At 61.6% G+C, this 14,317-nt stretch carries 15 protein-coding genes; 8 read left to right on the forward strand and 7 right to left on the reverse strand.

What is annotated here, in order from left to right:
- Positions 1-12 precede the first annotated feature (12 nt).
- The gene (madL, locus tag ACQRBV_RS11165) at positions 13-417 is read left to right on the forward strand and encodes a malonate transporter subunit MadL (protein WP_411985432.1); all 405 of its coding nucleotides are present in this window, start codon (positions 13-15) and stop codon (positions 415-417) included.
- 1 nt (position 418) lies between these two features.
- On the forward strand, positions 419-1,183 hold the full coding sequence (gene madM / locus ACQRBV_RS11170) for a malonate transporter subunit MadM (RefSeq protein WP_060753435.1): 765 nt from the start codon (positions 419-421) through the stop codon (positions 1,181-1,183).
- A gap of 117 nt (positions 1,184-1,300) precedes the next feature.
- On the opposite strand, the gene ACQRBV_RS11175 is transcribed toward madM, so the two are convergent.
- Positions 1,301-2,245: a LysR family transcriptional regulator gene (locus ACQRBV_RS11175; RefSeq protein ID WP_060753434.1), complete on the reverse strand. Its 945-nt coding sequence runs from the start codon at positions 2,243-2,245 to the stop codon at positions 1,301-1,303.
- A 143-nt stretch (positions 2,246-2,388) separates the two neighbouring features.
- On the opposite strand from ACQRBV_RS11175, the gene trhA reads away from it, so the two are divergent.
- The gene (gene trhA / locus ACQRBV_RS11180) at positions 2,389-3,006 is read left to right on the forward strand and encodes a PAQR family membrane homeostasis protein TrhA (RefSeq protein WP_060753433.1); all 618 of its coding nucleotides are present in this window, start codon (positions 2,389-2,391) and stop codon (positions 3,004-3,006) included.
- Here trhA and ACQRBV_RS11185 read toward each other — a convergent pair.
- Entirely contained in the window at positions 3,001-3,903 is a 903-nt protein-coding gene (locus ACQRBV_RS11185; RefSeq protein ID WP_411985433.1) for a LysR family transcriptional regulator, read from the reverse strand. The two genes, trhA and ACQRBV_RS11185, sit on opposite strands and share 6 nt — an antisense overlap.
- Positions 3,904-4,011: 108 nt before the next feature.
- Here ACQRBV_RS11185 and ACQRBV_RS11190 point away from each other — a divergent pair, with 108 nt between their 5' ends.
- From ACQRBV_RS11190 to ACQRBV_RS11200, 3 genes are read left to right on the forward strand one after another with little or no spacing between them, the layout of a single operon-like run.
- Entirely contained in the window at positions 4,012-5,253 is a 1,242-nt protein-coding gene (locus tag ACQRBV_RS11190; protein ID WP_090368263.1) for a D-amino acid dehydrogenase, read from the forward strand.
- Between the two features lie 9 nt (positions 5,254-5,262).
- Entirely contained in the window at positions 5,263-5,613 is a 351-nt protein-coding gene (locus ACQRBV_RS11195; protein WP_060753430.1) for a RidA family protein, read from the forward strand.
- A 25-nt stretch (positions 5,614-5,638) separates the two neighbouring features.
- Positions 5,639-6,541 carry a transporter substrate-binding domain-containing protein gene (locus ACQRBV_RS11200; RefSeq protein ID WP_411985434.1) on the forward strand — a complete coding sequence of 301 codons (903 nt, stop codon included), beginning with the start codon at positions 5,639-5,641 and terminating at the stop codon, positions 6,539-6,541.
- Positions 6,542-6,611: 70 nt separating this feature from the next.
- Here ACQRBV_RS11200 and ACQRBV_RS11205 read toward each other — a convergent pair whose 3' ends face one another.
- Both ACQRBV_RS11205 and ACQRBV_RS11210 read right to left on the reverse strand, forming a co-directional pair.
- Complete coding sequence (locus tag ACQRBV_RS11205) at positions 6,612-7,331, reverse strand: 16S rRNA (uracil(1498)-N(3))-methyltransferase (protein ID WP_411985435.1); 720 nt, start codon at positions 7,329-7,331, stop codon at positions 6,612-6,614.
- 82 nt (positions 7,332-7,413) lie between these two features.
- Entirely contained in the window at positions 7,414-8,820 is a 1,407-nt protein-coding gene (locus ACQRBV_RS11210) for an adenosylmethionine--8-amino-7-oxononanoate transaminase (protein WP_411985436.1), read from the reverse strand.
- Positions 8,821-9,092: 272 nt separating this feature from the next.
- Here ACQRBV_RS11210 and ACQRBV_RS11215 point away from each other — a divergent pair, with 272 nt between their 5' ends.
- Both ACQRBV_RS11215 and ACQRBV_RS11220 read left to right on the forward strand, forming a co-directional pair.
- The gene (locus tag ACQRBV_RS11215; RefSeq protein WP_060753426.1) at positions 9,093-9,644 is read left to right on the forward strand and encodes a cytochrome b; all 552 of its coding nucleotides are present in this window, start codon (positions 9,093-9,095) and stop codon (positions 9,642-9,644) included.
- Positions 9,645-9,676: 32 nt separating this feature from the next.
- Entirely contained in the window at positions 9,677-10,276 is a 600-nt protein-coding gene (locus tag ACQRBV_RS11220; protein WP_060753425.1) for a YceI family protein, read from the forward strand.
- A gap of 68 nt (positions 10,277-10,344) precedes the next feature.
- On the opposite strand, the gene ACQRBV_RS11225 is transcribed toward ACQRBV_RS11220, so the two are convergent.
- The 3 genes from ACQRBV_RS11225 to metF form a co-directional block, all read right to left on the reverse strand.
- Entirely contained in the window at positions 10,345-12,216 is a 1,872-nt protein-coding gene (locus ACQRBV_RS11225) for a DEAD/DEAH box helicase (RefSeq protein ID WP_411985437.1), read from the reverse strand.
- 221 nt (positions 12,217-12,437) lie between these two features.
- Complete coding sequence (locus ACQRBV_RS11230) at positions 12,438-13,241, reverse strand: substrate-binding periplasmic protein (RefSeq protein WP_411985438.1); 804 nt, start codon at positions 13,239-13,241, stop codon at positions 12,438-12,440.
- A gap of 195 nt (positions 13,242-13,436) precedes the next feature.
- Positions 13,437-14,282: a methylenetetrahydrofolate reductase [NAD(P)H] gene (gene metF, locus ACQRBV_RS11235; RefSeq protein ID WP_060753421.1), complete on the reverse strand. Its 846-nt coding sequence runs from the start codon at positions 14,280-14,282 to the stop codon at positions 13,437-13,439.
- Positions 14,283-14,317: the final 35 nt, after the last annotated feature.

The raw sequence follows: 14,317 nt of genomic DNA on the forward strand, positions 1-14,317 counted from the left end.
AGGACAACAACAATGATTATCTACGGTGTGGCATTGCTGGCGATCTGCACGCTAGCGGGCGTGATCATGGGCGACATGCTCGGCGTGTTGCTGGGCGTCAAATCCAACGTGGGCGGAGTGGGCATTGCGATGATCCTGCTGATCTGCGCCCGCCTGTGGATGCAAAAACGCGGTGCCATGACCAAGGATTGCGAGATGGGCGTGGGCTTCTGGGGCGCGATGTACATCCCCGTGGTGGTGGCGATGGCGGCGCAACAAAACGTGGTGACGGCCCTGCACGGTGGGCCGGTGGCGGTACTGGCGGCCATCGGTTCGGTACTGGTGTGCGGTTGCACGATTGCCCTGATCAGCCGCACCCACAAAGGCGAACCGTTACCCGCTGAAGAGCCGCTGATCGCGTCGGCGGGAGGTCGCTGATATGTGGGACCTCATCGAGAAAGGTTTGGAACATAACGGCCTGGTTACCGCATTCGCCTTCGTGGGTGTGGTGATGTGGATTTCCGTGGTGCTGTCCAAGCGCCTGACATTCGGGCGCATTCATGGCTCGGCGATTGCCATCGTTATTGGCCTGGTACTGGCCTGGGTCGGCGGCACACTCACCGGCGGGCAAAAGGGTTTGGCCGATGTGGCGTTGTTCTCCGGCATTGGCCTGATGGGCGGTGCGATGCTGCGGGATTTCGCCATCGTTGCCACCGCGTTTGAAGTGCAAGCCACCGAAGCGCGCAAGGCTGGGTTGATCGGCGTGATCGCATTGCTGCTGGGCACGGTGCTGCCGTTTATTGTCGGCGCCAGCATGGCCTGGGCCTTTGGTTATCGCGATGCGGTTAGCATGACCACCATCGGCGCCGGTGCGGTGACGTACATTGTCGGCCCGGTGACCGGCGCGGCGATTGGCGCGACTTCGGATGTGATGGCGCTGTCGATTGCCACCGGCTTGATCAAGGCGATTCTGGTGATGGTCGGCACCCCGGTGGCGGCGCGCTGGATGGGCTTGGATAACCCGCGCTCGGCGATGGTGTTTGGCGGTTTGGCCGGCACGGTGAGCGGGGTGACGGCGGGGCTGGCGGCGACGGATCGGCGGTTGGTGCCTTATGGGGCGTTGACGGCGACGTTTCATACCGGGCTTGGGTGTTTGCTCGGGCCTTCGGTGCTGTACTTCATTGTGCGTGGGCTGGTTGGCTGACTCTGGAGTTTGTGTTGTCTGGTCTGGCGTCATCGGGAGCAAGCCCCCTCCCACACTTGATTGGGTTCACATATCAAAATGCAGGAGGGGGCTCCCACATTTGATTGGGGGCGTAGATCAAAATGTGGGAGGGGGCTTGCTCCCGATAGCGGTCTGGCGGTTGGCATACATCCGACACTCCGCCAGCAGCGCGAGCAAATTCGGGTCGCGTTCCTTGGCCTTCAAGAACACCACGCCAATATGCTGCTGCAACCGATACCGCGGTTGCAGCGGTATCAGTTTCACCCGGTTCTCATACACCGCCGCAATCCTTCCCGGCAGCAGGGCATAGCCCACTCCCGAACTGACCATGCTCAGTAACGTGAAAATGTCATTCACCTGCATCGCGACCTTCGGTTCGAACCCCGCTTGCTTGAATACGCGATTGCCATCCTGGTGGGTGGCGAAGCCTTGCGTGAGGGTGATGAAGGTGGCGTCGCGAACGGCGGCGAGGTCGATCTGCTGCTCGCGATCGAACGGCGAGTCGGCCGGGGTGGCGAGGAAGATGTCGTCCGAGAACAGCGCGATCTGTTCGCAGTCAGGGTCGTTGGCGTGCTCATCGAGGGAGATCAGGATCGCGTCCACTTCCATATTCTTGAGCTTGTAGAGCAGGTCGAAGTTGGAGCCCAGGATCAGGTCGATGTTGAGTTCGCTGCGCCGGATTTTCAGGCCCATGATCAGTTGCGGCACGGTCTTGACCGTCAGCGAATACAACGCGCCGAGCTTGAAGCGTTCGGCGGAGAAACCCGCGGCTTCACGGGTCAGGCGCACGCTGTCGACCACATCGGCGACCAGTTTTTGCGCGCGCTCCTCCAGCACGTAGGCACTTTCCAGCGGGGTGAGGTTGCGCCCTTCATGTTTGAACAGTGGGCAACGCAGGGCATTTTCCAGGGAGTGGATGGCGCGGTGCACGCTGACGTTACTGGTTTGCAGCTCGGCGGCGGCGCGGGCCAGGTTACCGGTGCGCATGAACGCCAGGAAGATTTCCAGCTTCTTGAGGGTGAACTCTTCGTCGATCAGCATGGCCGTGGCTCTTGTTCGAATGCGTTCGATTGTGCCCGCAAAACCGCGTGGCGTCCTCGGAACGTCACAAGACGCTTGCACTCTTATGCGCAAGGTTGGACGCTAGCTCGCCAATGGTTAACGGTTAGGGAGGTCGGTGACAGATGTACCACGGTGAACGATTCAACGCCTGGAGCCATTTGCTCGGCACAGTGGCGGCGTGTATTGGTGCAGTGTGGATGTTGGTGGTGGCGAGCCTGGATGGCAGCCCGTGGAAGATTGTCAGCGTGGCGATTTATGGCTTTACGTTGCTGGTGCTGTACAGCGCGTCGACCGTGTACCACAGCGTGCGCGGGCGGCGAAAAGAGATCATGCAGAAGGTCGATCATTTTTCGATCTACCTGCTGATTGCCGGCAGTTACACGCCGTTCTGCCTGGTGACCTTGCGTGGCCCGTGGGGTTGGACGCTGTTCGGCATCGTGTGGGGGCTGGCGGTGATCGGCATCCTGCAGGAGATCAAGCCGCGCTCCGAGGCGCGCATCCTGTCGATCGTGATCTACGCGGTGATGGGCTGGATTGTGTTGGTGGCCGTCAAGCCGCTGATCGCCGCGCTGGGCACGGCGGGGTTTACCTGGCTGGCGGCGGGTGGGGTGCTGTACACCGTCGGCATCATCTTCTTTGCCTTGGAGGACCGGCTGCGGCATTCCCACGGGATCTGGCATCTGTTCGTGATCGGCGGCAGCCTGCTGCACTTCGTGGCGATCATGCATTACGTCTTATAAGCGCTCCAGTAGCTCCCTGGCGCGCAGTCCGAAGATCTCCACCAGCTTGGCCAGCATATGCGGCGGCGGCTCGTCGGCGCGGGTCAAGGCATACAGGGTGATGGGCAGCGGCGGTGTGAGCGTGCGGATGCAGGTGGTGGCCGTCGAGGCACCTGATGCAGTGAAGGGATCGATCACCGTCAAGCCCGCGCCGGACTCCACCATGGCCCGGGCCAGGGAGTAGGTCTGTACGGAGAGGGTCACCCGAGGCGCCGGGTCGACGCTTTCCAGGTAACTCTCGAGTTTTGCCGCCAGTGGGTCAGCGCTGGACAAGCCAATCAGCGGTGCGCCGGCCAGATCCGATAAAGCCAAAGGTTGAGCCGACTCGGTTTCGGGCCAATAGCCTTTGGACGCCAACGCCACCAGCACACCGTTGGCCAGCACCTGGGTGGTCAGCCCCGGATGGCCGGAGAAGTTGAGCGTCAGCGCCAGGTCGATCTCGCGCATCAACAGCTTGTGGACCAGCTCGCGGCTGTGATCGCTGGACAGCTCGCAGGCGATGTCCGGGTAGTCACGCTTCCACTCGAGCACCGCCGGTGGCAACAGTGACAATGCCAGCGCCGGAATCGCACCGATGCGCACGCTTTGCCCAGGCTCGTGGCGCAGGCTCTTGGCCAGGCGCCGCACCCCTTGCAGGCTCTGGGTGACTTTCTCCACTTCACTTTCCAGCGCCAGGGCTTCCGGGGTGGGCTGCAATTTACCGCGCACCCGCAGGAACAGCGGGAAGCCGAGCTGCAATTCGGCGTGTTGCAACACCTTGGTCACTGCCGGTTGCGAGACGTGCAACAACTGCGCGGCGGCGCTGACGGAGCCGGTCTGGCGGATGGCCTGGAAAATTTCGATATGCCGCAAGCGCATGGCAAGTCCATAACCTTTGTTTATAGGTGGACCATCTTTATTCATTGTCGGTGACCTGTCACCTGCCTCTACCCTTGGAACCTCTTACTTCAACCACGGGTGGCGGGGATGGCCAAGCGAGTTTGCATCATCGGCGGTGGCGTCATCGGTTTGGCCAGTGCCTACGCGTTGGTGCGGGCGGGCCATGAAGTGACACTGATCGAGGCTCGCGACAGTGTGGGCAGTGAAACCAGTTTCGCCAACGGTGGGCAGTTGTCTTATCGCTACGTCGCGCCGTTGGCCGACGCCGGTGTCCCCCTGCAAGCCATTGGCTGGTTGCTGCGCGGTGACTCGCCGCTCAGGCTGCGCCCGCGCCTGGACCTTCAGCAATGGCGCTGGATGGCCGCGTTCCTTGGTGCCTGCCGTGGCTCGGTCAACAAGAGCAATGCCGCGCACCTGCTGCGCCTGGCGTCCCTGAGCCAGGACACGTTGCAGCGCTGGCGCGAGGATGATCATCTGGACGGTTTCGACTGGCGGCGTAACGGCAAGTTGGTGACCTTCCGCCACTCGGCCACGTTTGAGCAGGCGCGCAGCAAAGTCACGGATATCCTCCAGCAGCAAGTGCTGTCGGCGGTGGATTGTGCGCGCCTTGAACCTGCACTGGCAGACGGTGGTTTTGTCGGCGGCATTTACACGCCGAACGAGGAGGTGGCTGATTGTCATGCCTTCTGCCGGCGGCTCGCCGAGCGGCTTGAGGCGTCGGGCCGGTGCAGGTTTTTACTGGGGCGGCGGGTGACTGCGATTCGCCACGCCAACGGCGTGGTGCGGGCCGTCGAGTTGGGCGACGAAGTGCTGCCCGTAGAACAACTGGTACTCGCGGCCGGCCATCGCAGTGCTGAGTTGGGCCTGCCGGGGTTGGCGCTGCCACTGTATCCGCTCAAGGGCTACAGCCTGAGCGTGCCCATCGGCCCACAGCACCGGGCGCCGAGCGTGAGCATCACCGACTACGACCGCAAGATCGTCTACGCGCGTATCGGTGAGCAACTGCGGGTGGCGGCCATGGTGGACATCGTCGGTTTTGACGCCCGCCTTGAACCCAAGCGCCTGGCGCTGATGAAGCGTCAGGCGTTGGAGACTTTCCCTCTGGCCGGCGACTATGCCCACGCGGTCGAATGGGCAGGCATGCGTCCGGCCACTCCGACCGGCGTGCCGCTGATCGGCGCCAGTGTTTATAGCAACCTGTGGTTGAACCTGGGCCATGGCGCGCTCGGGTTTACGCTGGCCAGCGGTAGCGGCCAACTGCTGGCTGAGTTGATTGGCCAGCAGGTTCCTTCCATTGATATGCAGGGCCTGGCGCCCCGCGCCGCATGAGGATGTCCCATGACCATCAGCCGAATCGACAGCAACGAGCGCCTCTCTGGCGCCGTCACCTTCAAGGACCTTGTATTTCTTTCGGGGCAGGTGCCGGGCGAAGGCCAGGACGTGGCGACACAAACCCGCGAGGTCCTGGCAAAGATCGATGCGCTGCTGGCCCAGGCCGGTAGCGATAAGGACCATCTGCTCAATGCGACTATTTATCTGAAAGATATCGGCGCGGGTTTTGCGCCGATGAATGAAGTGTGGTCCGCATGGCTATCCCCGGGCATGGCGCCAACGCGCACCACGCTGCAAGCGGAGCTGGCGCGGCCCAGTGTACAGGTGGAAATCAGCGTGATCGCCGTACGTCAATAATCCAAAAAACCAACGGAGCATAACAATGAAAAAAATCCTGTTGAGCGGCTGCACCCTGGGGCTTTTACTCGGGGCACAGGCTTATGCGAACGAAGCACCGCTGGAGGGCACGCTGAGCAAGATCGCCAGCAGCCGGTCCATCACCCTGGGCTACCGCGACGCATCGGTGCCGTTTTCCTACGTAGGGGACCAGAGCGGCAAGCCCATGGGGTATTCGGTGGAGTTGGCGAACAAGATCGTCGAGCGCATCCAGCAGAAAACCGGGGTGGCGGACCTCAAGGTCAAATACAACCTGGTGACCTCCCAGACCCGCATTCCCCTGGTGCAGAACGGCACCGTCGACCTGGAGTGTGGGTCCACCGGGGTGACGGCCGAGCGACAGAAGCAGGTGGCCTTCTCCTATGGCTTTATCTACGTGAAGGGCCAGTTGCTCACCGCCAAGGACAGTGGCATCCAGGGGTTCGACGACCTCAAGGGCAAGAACGTGGTGACCACTGCGGGCACCACCAACGAGCGCTTCCTGAAGAGCTATGACGCCGAGCACAAAACCAATATGTTCGTGATCAGCGCCAAGGATCATGGCGAAGCGTTCAAGATGCTGGAGACCGGCCGTGCGGCGGCGTTCTACATGGACGACGCGCTGCTGTACGGCGAGCGCGCCAAGGCCAGGGACCCGCACCACTGGGTGGTGGTCGGCAAGGAGCAATCGAGGGAAATCTACAGCTGCATGGTGCGCAAGGACGAACCGCAATTTCTGGCCGTGGTCAACGAGACACTCGGCGACCTGTATCGCAGCGGGGAGATCAACGGGATTTACCAGCGCTGGTTTGAACAGCCGATTCCGCCCAAGGGCCTGAACCTGGAATTCCCGATGACCGCTGAGTTGAAGGCCATTATCGCCAAGCCGGTCAGTGACCCGGTGGACTGATAACCCCGCCTGGATAGAGGTGGGAGATGGCTTGCTCCCACATTATCGGGATTAGTTTTACCAAACAGGCTTAGAAATCGCCCCACAGTTGTTGGGCCACCGCCAGCGCCACCACCGGTGCCGTCTCGGTACGCAACACCCGTGGGCCAAGGCGGGCGGCATGGTAGCCGGCGCCTTGGGCGGTTTCGACTTCGGCGTCCGTCAGCCCACCCTCGGGGCCAATCAGGAAGGCCAGGCTCGAGGGCTTGGCATGGCTGACCAGCGGCGCCGCGACCGGATGCAGCACCAGCTTCAGGTCGGCCTCGGTCTGCTTCAACCAGTCCGCCAACAGCAGCGGCGGATGGATTACCGGCACCGTTGAACGTCCGCATTGCTCGCAAGCGCTGATCGCCACCTGGCGCCAGTGCAGCAGGCGTTTTTCGGCGCGTTCGTCTTTGAGGCGCACCTCGCAACGCTCGCTGAAAATCGGGGTAATGGCGTTGACGCCCAGTTCGGTGGCTTTCTGGATCGCCCAGTCCATGCGTTCGCCCCGGGACAGGCCCTGGCCGAGGTGGATGTGCAGCGGTGATTCGGCCTGGCCTGCGAAACGCTCCGTCAGCTGCACGGTGACGCGCTTTTTGCCGACTTCCAGCAAGCTGCCCAGGAATTCCTGGCCGGAACCGTCGAACAATTGCACGGCGTCGCCTTCCGTCATGCGTAGCACGCGGCTGATGTAATGCGCCTGGGCTTCGGGCAATTCGTGATCGCCGAGACTCAGCGGGGTGTCGGTGAAGAAACGGGACAATCTCATTTGTGTTCTCTGGAAAAGGGTCTGCAGAGCGGACGCGCAACGTCCGGGGATGCGTTCCCACGCAGAGCGCGGGAACGATCAGTCAGCCGGGGTCGCGGAAGTCGGGGTGGAAGTTGTTGGGCACCGCCACGCTGACGCGGCTGTTGGTCGCAATATCGATGCCTTCGCTGGCCACCTCGGCGAGGAAGTCGATCTGCTGTGGCGTAATCACATAGGGCGGCAGGAAATACACCACGCTGCCCAGTGGCCGCAACAGCGCGCCACGTTCCAGGGCATGTTCGAAGACCTTCAGGCCACGGCGTTCCTGCCAGGGGTAGGCGGTCTTGGTGGCTTTGTCCTGGACCATCTCGATGGCTAGCACCATGCCGGTCTGGCGGACTTCCGAGACGTGGGGGTGGTCAACCAGATGCGCAGTCGCGCTGGCCATGTGCTGGGCCAGGGCCTGGTTATTTTCGATGACGTTGTCTTCTTCGAAAATATCCAGGGTGGCCAGGGCCGCCGCGCACGCCAACGGGTTGCCGGTGTAGCTGTGGGAGTGCAGGAAGGCGCGCAGGGTAGGGTAGTCGTCGTAGAACGCGCTGTACACGTCTTCGGTGGTGACCACGGCGGCCAGCGGCAGGTAGCCGCCGGTGAGGGCCTTGGACAGGCACAGGAAGTCCGGGCGGATGCCGGCCTGTTCACAGGCGAACATACTGCCGGTGCGGCCGAAGCCCACGGCGATTTCGTCGTGGATCAGGTGTACGCCGTAGCGGTCGCAGGCTTCGCGCAGCAGCTTGAGGTAGACCGGGTGGTACATGCGCATGCCGCCGGCGCCCTGGATCAGCGGCTCGACGATGACGGCGGCGACCGTTTCATGGTGCTGCGCCAGGGTCTGTTCCATGGCCTGGAACATAGTGCGCGAATGTTCTTCCCAGCTCATGCCCTCAGGGCGCAGGTAGCAGTCCGGGCTGGGCACTTTGAGGGTGTCGAGCAGCAGCGCCTTATAGGTTTCGGTAAACAGTGGCACGTCGCCTACCGACATCGCGGCGATGGTCTCACCGTGGTAGCTGTTGGTCAGGGTGACGAAGCGCTTCTTGTTCGGCAGGCCCCGGTTGAGCCAATAGTGAAAGCTCATTTTCAGCGCGACTTCGATGCAGGACGATCCATTATCGGCGTAGAAGCACCGGGTCAGGCCCTCCGGCGTCATCTGCACCAGGCGCTCGGACAGCTCAATCACCGGCTGGTGGCTGAAACCGGCGAGGATCACGTGTTCAAGCTGGTCGACCTGATCCTTGATGCGCTGGTTGATGCGCGGGTTGGCGTGACCAAACACATTGACCCACCAGGAACTGACGGCGTCGAGGTAGCGCTTGCCTTCGAAGTCTTCCAGCCACACGCCTTCACCGCGCTTGATGGGGATCAGCGGCAATTGCTGGTGGTCTTTCATCTGGGTGCAGGGATGCCACAGCACCGCGAGGTCGCGTTGCATCCACTGGTTGTTCAAGCCCATCGGTTTTCTCCTCGAAGCGGTCCTGCGCACCACGCAGGCGAAACAATCGCGCAAGCCTATGCAATGGGCGGCCGTGTCACAACCCATTACGTGCGAATAGGCAGTAAACACAGGACGGTCTGTCACGTTTCTTCTGGATAGTCCTTAATCCCTTGTTAATTTAATCTGCCTACTCTCAATATCGTATTTCTTGATATTTCAAAGCAAAATTTTCCGCTTTAATTCGATAGGTAAATCGCTAGGCTTGGCACAGCTCTTACGGGATTAAGTACATGCAGCTACGCAATTCAGAGGCCCGCTATGGTTGGGTCAGTATGGTCTTGCACTGGGGCGTTGCCCTGGTGGTGTTTGGTTTGTTCGCCCTGGGCTTGTGGATGGTCGGCCTCGATTACTACAGCGCCTGGCGCAAAGAAGCTCCGGATTTGCACAAGAGCATTGGCATCACGCTGTTTGCCATCATGCTGGTGCGGATCGTCTGGCGCTTGATCAGCCCGCCGCCACCACCGCTGGCCAGCTATAGCCGCCTGACCCGTATGGGGGCCGCATTTGGCCACGCGTTTCTCTATCTCGGGCTGTTTGCCGTGATGATTGCCGGTTACCTGATTTCCACCGCCGACGGTGTCGGTATCCCGGTGTTTGGCCTGTTTGAAATTCCTGCCTTGGTTTCCGGTCTACCGGACCAGGCAGATACCGCAGGTGTGGTGCATTTGTATCTGGCCTGGGTGCTGGTGGTTTTCGCCGGTTTGCATGGCGTGGCTGCATTGAAACACCACTTTATCGATCGTGATGTGACCCTGACGCGAATGCTGGGGCGCAAAGCCTGATGTTCAACCTCGACTCACAAGGAATAGAAAGCATGTTGAAAAAGACTCTCGCCGCTCTGGCAATCGGTTCTGCCCTGCTGTCCGCAGGTTCGGCAATGGCTGCCGACTATGTGATCGACAAAGAAGGCCAGCACGCCTTCGTCGACTTCAAGATCAGCCACCTGGGCTACAGCTACATCACCGGTACCTTCAAGGACCTGGACGGCAAGTTCAGTTTTGACGCGGCCAAGCCTGAAGACGCCAAGATCGAAGTCAATGTGCGCACTGCCAGTGTGTTCACCAACCATGCTGAACGTGACAAGCACGTCAACAGCAAGGACTTCCTGGAGTCGGGCAAATTCCCGGACGCCAAGTTCGTTTCCACCAGCGTCAAGCCAACCGGCAAGAATGCTGATGGCAAGCAGACTGCCGATGTGGCGGGCGACCTGACCTTCCACGGCGTGACCAAGCCTATCGTGGTCAAGGCTACGTTCCTGGGCGAAGGCAAGGATCCATGGGGCGGCTACCGTGCCGGCTTTGAAGGGACCACCTCGATCAGCCGCAAGGAGTTCAATCCGGGTGGCATGGACGTAGGTCCACAGTCCGACGTGGTTAATCTGTACATCACCTTTGAAGGTGTGAAAGCGAAGTAATTTTTGCCTCGCATACAAAAATGCCCCGCATCTTTCGATGCGGGGCATTTTTTATGGGGCTTGAAAACTCAGCGGTTGCGGGTCAGCAGCGCTGGTTTTTCACCACGAGGACGGCCTGGCAGTTGATCCAACTGCTCGGGTGTCGGGAAGCGGTCGGCTTTGGACTCCTTGTGGATGATCTTCGGCGCCGGGCCACCACGCGGGTTCTGCACGGCAGGTTCAGACGAGCGAGGCTGGTCGTCACGGGCCGGGCGGCGGTTACGCGAATCTTCGCGACGGGCCTGGCCGTCACGTGATGCGCCATTACGTCCGCCATTGCGCTTGGCTGGTGGGGTGCCGGCGGTGCCGCCGCTGCTGTTGCGTGGGCCGTTCTGGCGGCCGCCTTGAGGCTGGCCGCTGCGCGGAGCGCCCGCGCCCTGTGCCGGAGCACCTGGGCGGCGGCCACGGCCTTGCGCCGGTTTGGCCTGAGGCACGTAGTCGACGCGGTTACCGAAGTTGTCGATATCGTCGTCCAGGAACTCGTCCGGAGCACGGTCGGCTGCGGCGCGGGGTGGCTGGCTCGGCTGGCGCTGTTCGCGGGCCGGTGTGCCTTCGCGGGGCTTTTGCTCGCGGGCTGGGCGTTCGCCACGGCCGTTGGTCGCGGATTTTTCCTTGCCCTTGTCTTTGCCCTTGTCGCGACGCCCGCCGCCACCGCCGCCGCCGTTCGGGCCATCGCCCTTAGGACCGCGTGGGTTGCGTGGGTTGCGCACGTCCGGACGCTCGCGCGCTTCAGGCTTTTCAGCCTCTACGGCGCTGGCATCGAAGCCCATCAGGTCGCCGTCGGCGATCTTCTGCTTGGTCATGCGCTCAATGCTTTTCAGCAGTTTTTCTTCGTCCGGTGCAACCAGGGAAATGGCTTCACCCGAACGACCGGCGCGGCCGGTACGGCCGATACGGTGCACATAGTCTTCGTCGACGTTAGGCAGTTCGAAGTTGACCACGTGCGGCAACTGGTCGATATCCAGGCCTCGGGCGGCGATGTCGGTGGCAACCAGGATGCGTACGGTGCCGGCCTTGAAGTCGGCCAGGGCCTTGGTGCGCGCGTTCTGGCTCTTGTTGCCGTGGATGGCGACGGCGGTGAGGCCGTGCTTGTCCAGGTACTCGGCCAGGCGGTTGGCGCCGTGCTTGGTACGGGTGAACACCAGCACCTGTTCCCAGGCGCCGGCGGTGATCAGGTGGGCCAGCAATGCACGCTTGTGGCTGGCGGCCAGGCGGAACACACGTTGCTCGATACGCTCGACCGTGGTGTTCGGTGGCGTGACTTCGATGCGCTCCGGGTTGTGCAGCAGCTTGCCGGCCAGGGCGGTGATGTCCTGGGAGAACGTCGCCGAGAACAGCAGGTTCTGGCGCTTGGCCGGCAGGCGGGCGAGGACTTTTTTCACGTCATGGACAAAGCCCATGTCGAGCATGCGGTCGGCTTCGTCCAGTACGAGGATTTCGACGTGGGACAAGTCGACGCTGCCTTGACCGCACAGGTCGAGCAAGCGACCCGGGCACGCCACCAGCACGTCAACACCCCGGGACATGGCCTGAACCTGTGGGTTCATGCCGACGCCGCCGAAGATGCAGGCACTGACGAACTTCAAGTCGCGGGCATACAGCTTGAAGCTGTCATGTACCTGGGCTGCGAGTTCGCGGGTTGGGGTCAGGACCAGTACGCGCGGTTGGCGCGGGCCGTGACGCTGGGACTTGTCCGGATGACCGTTGGGGAACAACCGCTCCAGAATCGGGAGGGCGAAACCACCGGTTTTACCAGTACCTGTCTGTGCCGCAACCATCAGGTCGCGACCTTGCAACACGGCGGGAATGGCCCGCTGTTGCACCGGAGTAGGCTCGGTATAGCCCGCAGCCTCGATGGCGCGGACTAAAGCCTCGGAGAGACCGAGGGAAGCAAAGGACATGAGTAATCCTGTTTTAGTTAGGGCTTGGCCCAAAGGGATAATCTTGCCGGGCGTGAATGGCGCTTAGGGGAGCGCAACCCCGTCCGGTCCTGCTGCGTCTGGCGGGCACTCCACCGGCTCGCGCGGGCTGAAAGCTGCGCAGTAGCTGGGTTAGGTGCCTTTTTCAAGACCTCAGCGGCCGGGCGTAAGCCTGGCGGAAAGGCCGGAGTATAACAGAGCAATCACTGCGCGCTGCTTTCCTGCTGCTCAACGGTTCCTGCGGGCGTGGTAACCGGGGTGGTGTGTAGGTGGGCATCGCCATATTTTGCGCTCAATACGGCATAGGCCGGCTCTTGTTTGAAACGCTTGAGCTCGGCGGCGAAACGTTGCACCAGCAGGTCCATGCCCGCGCCACGGCGTACGGCCAGAAATTGCTGCTGGCGACTGACCACCAGCGGTGCCTGGCTGACCTTGCCTTCCAGGCCCAGGTCCTTGATCACATGCATTCCCACGCGTCGGTCAGTGATCAGCAGGTCGATGCGCCCCAGCATGAGTTTGCCGAAATTGGCTTCGTGGCTGGGAGCGGGTTCGCGGTTGAAGGCCGTGGAGTCACTGAAGGCGCTGCCATACAGGTAGCCTGGCGAGATGCCGACCGTCAGGCCGCGCAACTCGTCCAGGGTCTTGGCGGGGTGAGGGCGTTCGTTGGCGTAGAACAGCACGAACTCGACCTCCGATAACGGCTCGCTGGGGTAAAGCAGCAGGGCATCGCGGTCGTGGCTGTGGAAAATATCCAGCGCACCATCGGCGTGGCCTTGGTCGAGCATTGCCAGGCAGCGCTTCCAGGGCAGGAACTGCCATTGCACATCCACCCCCAGGCGCTGGAACACGGTCACCGTGGTTTCATAGTCGAGCCCGCGCATGGTGCCGTTGTCGTCGTAGACGTAGGGCGTCCAAGGCTCAGTGACAATGCGCAGCTTCTCGCCGTAAGCGGCCAGGCTCAGGCAAGCGAAAAGCGCAGCAGTCAACAGCTTTAAAATGACGGGCATGCCGGGAGATTACGACGCTCCAGCCCTAAAGAGAAGCTCTGGCACGCGCATTGGCGGCGCGAGCTATTTCGCCGCAGCGTCCATCAAGTGGGCATGGGCCTTGATCGGAGGTGGGGCGGATTTCGCAGTTCCTTGGCTACGTAAAACGACAAAGGCCCTCGTCTGGACGAGGGCCTTGGCACAACCGGGCAAGCGTTAGCGTGGCAGCTTGAGGTTGTTCCAGATGGCAAGGCTGGGTTCAGCCTGGTTCAGGGTATAGAAATGCAGCCCTGGCGCACCGCCTTGTAACAATTGTTCGCACATTTGCGTGATGACCTGTTCACCGAACGCCTGGATGCTCTTGACGTCATCGCCATAGGCTTCCAGTTGCTTGCGCACCCAGCGTGGGATTTCAGCGCCGCAAGCGTCGGAGAAACGCGCCAGCTTGCTGTAGTTGGTAATCGGCATGATGCCCGGCACGATTGGGATGTTCACGCCCATGGCCCGTACACGCTCGACGAAGTAGAAGTAACTGTCGGCGTTGAAGAAGTACTGGGTGATCGCGCTGTCGGCGCCGGCATTGGCCTTGCGTACGAAGTTGCGCAGATCGTCTTCGAAGTTACGTGCCTGAGGGTGCATCTCCGGGTAAGCCGCCACTTCGATATGGAAGTGATCGCCGCTTTCTTCGCGGATGAAGCTCACCAGGTCATTGGCGTGGCGCAGTTCACCGCTGGCCATCCCCATACCGGACGGCAGGTCACCACGCAGGGCGACGATACGCTTGATGCCGGCTTGCTTGTATTGGGTCAGCAGGCTGCGCAGGTCGGCCTTGCTATCGCCCACGCACGACAAGTGCGGAGCGGCGGGAACTTTGACTTGGCTTTCCAGCTGCAGCACGGTGTTGATCGTGCGGTCGCGGGTGGAGCCGCCGGCACCGTAGGTGCAGGAGAAGAAGTCAGGGTTGTAGCGGGCCAGTTGCTCAGCAGTGGCCATCAGTTTTTCATGCCCAGCATCGGTCTTGGTCGGGAAGAACTCGAAGCTGTAGCGACGGTCTTGGGACATGGTCGGATCCTTGGAAACTCAAAATGCCGGGAGGT

Origin of the sequence: Pseudomonas sp. R11F, assembly GCF_050312575.1 — a bacterium.
GTDB classification, from domain to species: Bacteria; Pseudomonadota; Gammaproteobacteria; order Pseudomonadales; family Pseudomonadaceae; genus Aquipseudomonas; species Aquipseudomonas palleroniana.

What these genes read in the sequence shown, in the direction of transcription:
- madL (WP_411985432.1), top strand. Translation starts at nt 13, where the DNA reads ATGATTATCTACGGTGTGGCATTGCTGGCGATCTGCACGCTAGCGGGC.
- madM (WP_060753435.1), top strand. Translation starts at nt 419, where the DNA reads ATGTGGGACCTCATCGAGAAAGGTTTGGAACATAACGGCCTGGTTACC.
- ACQRBV_RS11175 (WP_060753434.1), bottom strand. Translation starts at nt 2,245, where the DNA reads ATGCTGATCGACGAAGAGTTCACCCTCAAGAAGCTGGAAATCTTCCTG.
- trhA (WP_060753433.1), top strand. Translation starts at nt 2,389, where the DNA reads ATGTACCACGGTGAACGATTCAACGCCTGGAGCCATTTGCTCGGCACA.
- ACQRBV_RS11185 (WP_411985433.1), bottom strand. Translation starts at nt 3,903, where the DNA reads ATGCGCTTGCGGCATATCGAAATTTTCCAGGCCATCCGCCAGACCGGC.
- ACQRBV_RS11190 (WP_090368263.1), top strand. Translation starts at nt 4,012, where the DNA reads ATGGCCAAGCGAGTTTGCATCATCGGCGGTGGCGTCATCGGTTTGGCC.
- ACQRBV_RS11195 (WP_060753430.1), top strand. Translation starts at nt 5,263, where the DNA reads ATGACCATCAGCCGAATCGACAGCAACGAGCGCCTCTCTGGCGCCGTC.
- ACQRBV_RS11200 (WP_411985434.1), top strand. Translation starts at nt 5,639, where the DNA reads ATGAAAAAAATCCTGTTGAGCGGCTGCACCCTGGGGCTTTTACTCGGG.
- ACQRBV_RS11205 (WP_411985435.1), bottom strand. Translation starts at nt 7,331, where the DNA reads ATGAGATTGTCCCGTTTCTTCACCGACACCCCGCTGAGTCTCGGCGAT.
- ACQRBV_RS11210 (WP_411985436.1), bottom strand. Translation starts at nt 8,820, where the DNA reads ATGGGCTTGAACAACCAGTGGATGCAACGCGACCTCGCGGTGCTGTGG.
- ACQRBV_RS11215 (WP_060753426.1), top strand. Translation starts at nt 9,093, where the DNA reads ATGCAGCTACGCAATTCAGAGGCCCGCTATGGTTGGGTCAGTATGGTC.
- ACQRBV_RS11220 (WP_060753425.1), top strand. Translation starts at nt 9,677, where the DNA reads ATGTTGAAAAAGACTCTCGCCGCTCTGGCAATCGGTTCTGCCCTGCTG.
- ACQRBV_RS11225 (WP_411985437.1), bottom strand. Translation starts at nt 12,216, where the DNA reads ATGTCCTTTGCTTCCCTCGGTCTCTCCGAGGCTTTAGTCCGCGCCATC.
- ACQRBV_RS11230 (WP_411985438.1), bottom strand. Translation starts at nt 13,241, where the DNA reads ATGCCCGTCATTTTAAAGCTGTTGACTGCTGCGCTTTTCGCTTGCCTG.
- metF (WP_060753421.1), bottom strand. Translation starts at nt 14,282, where the DNA reads ATGTCCCAAGACCGTCGCTACAGCTTCGAGTTCTTCCCGACCAAGACC.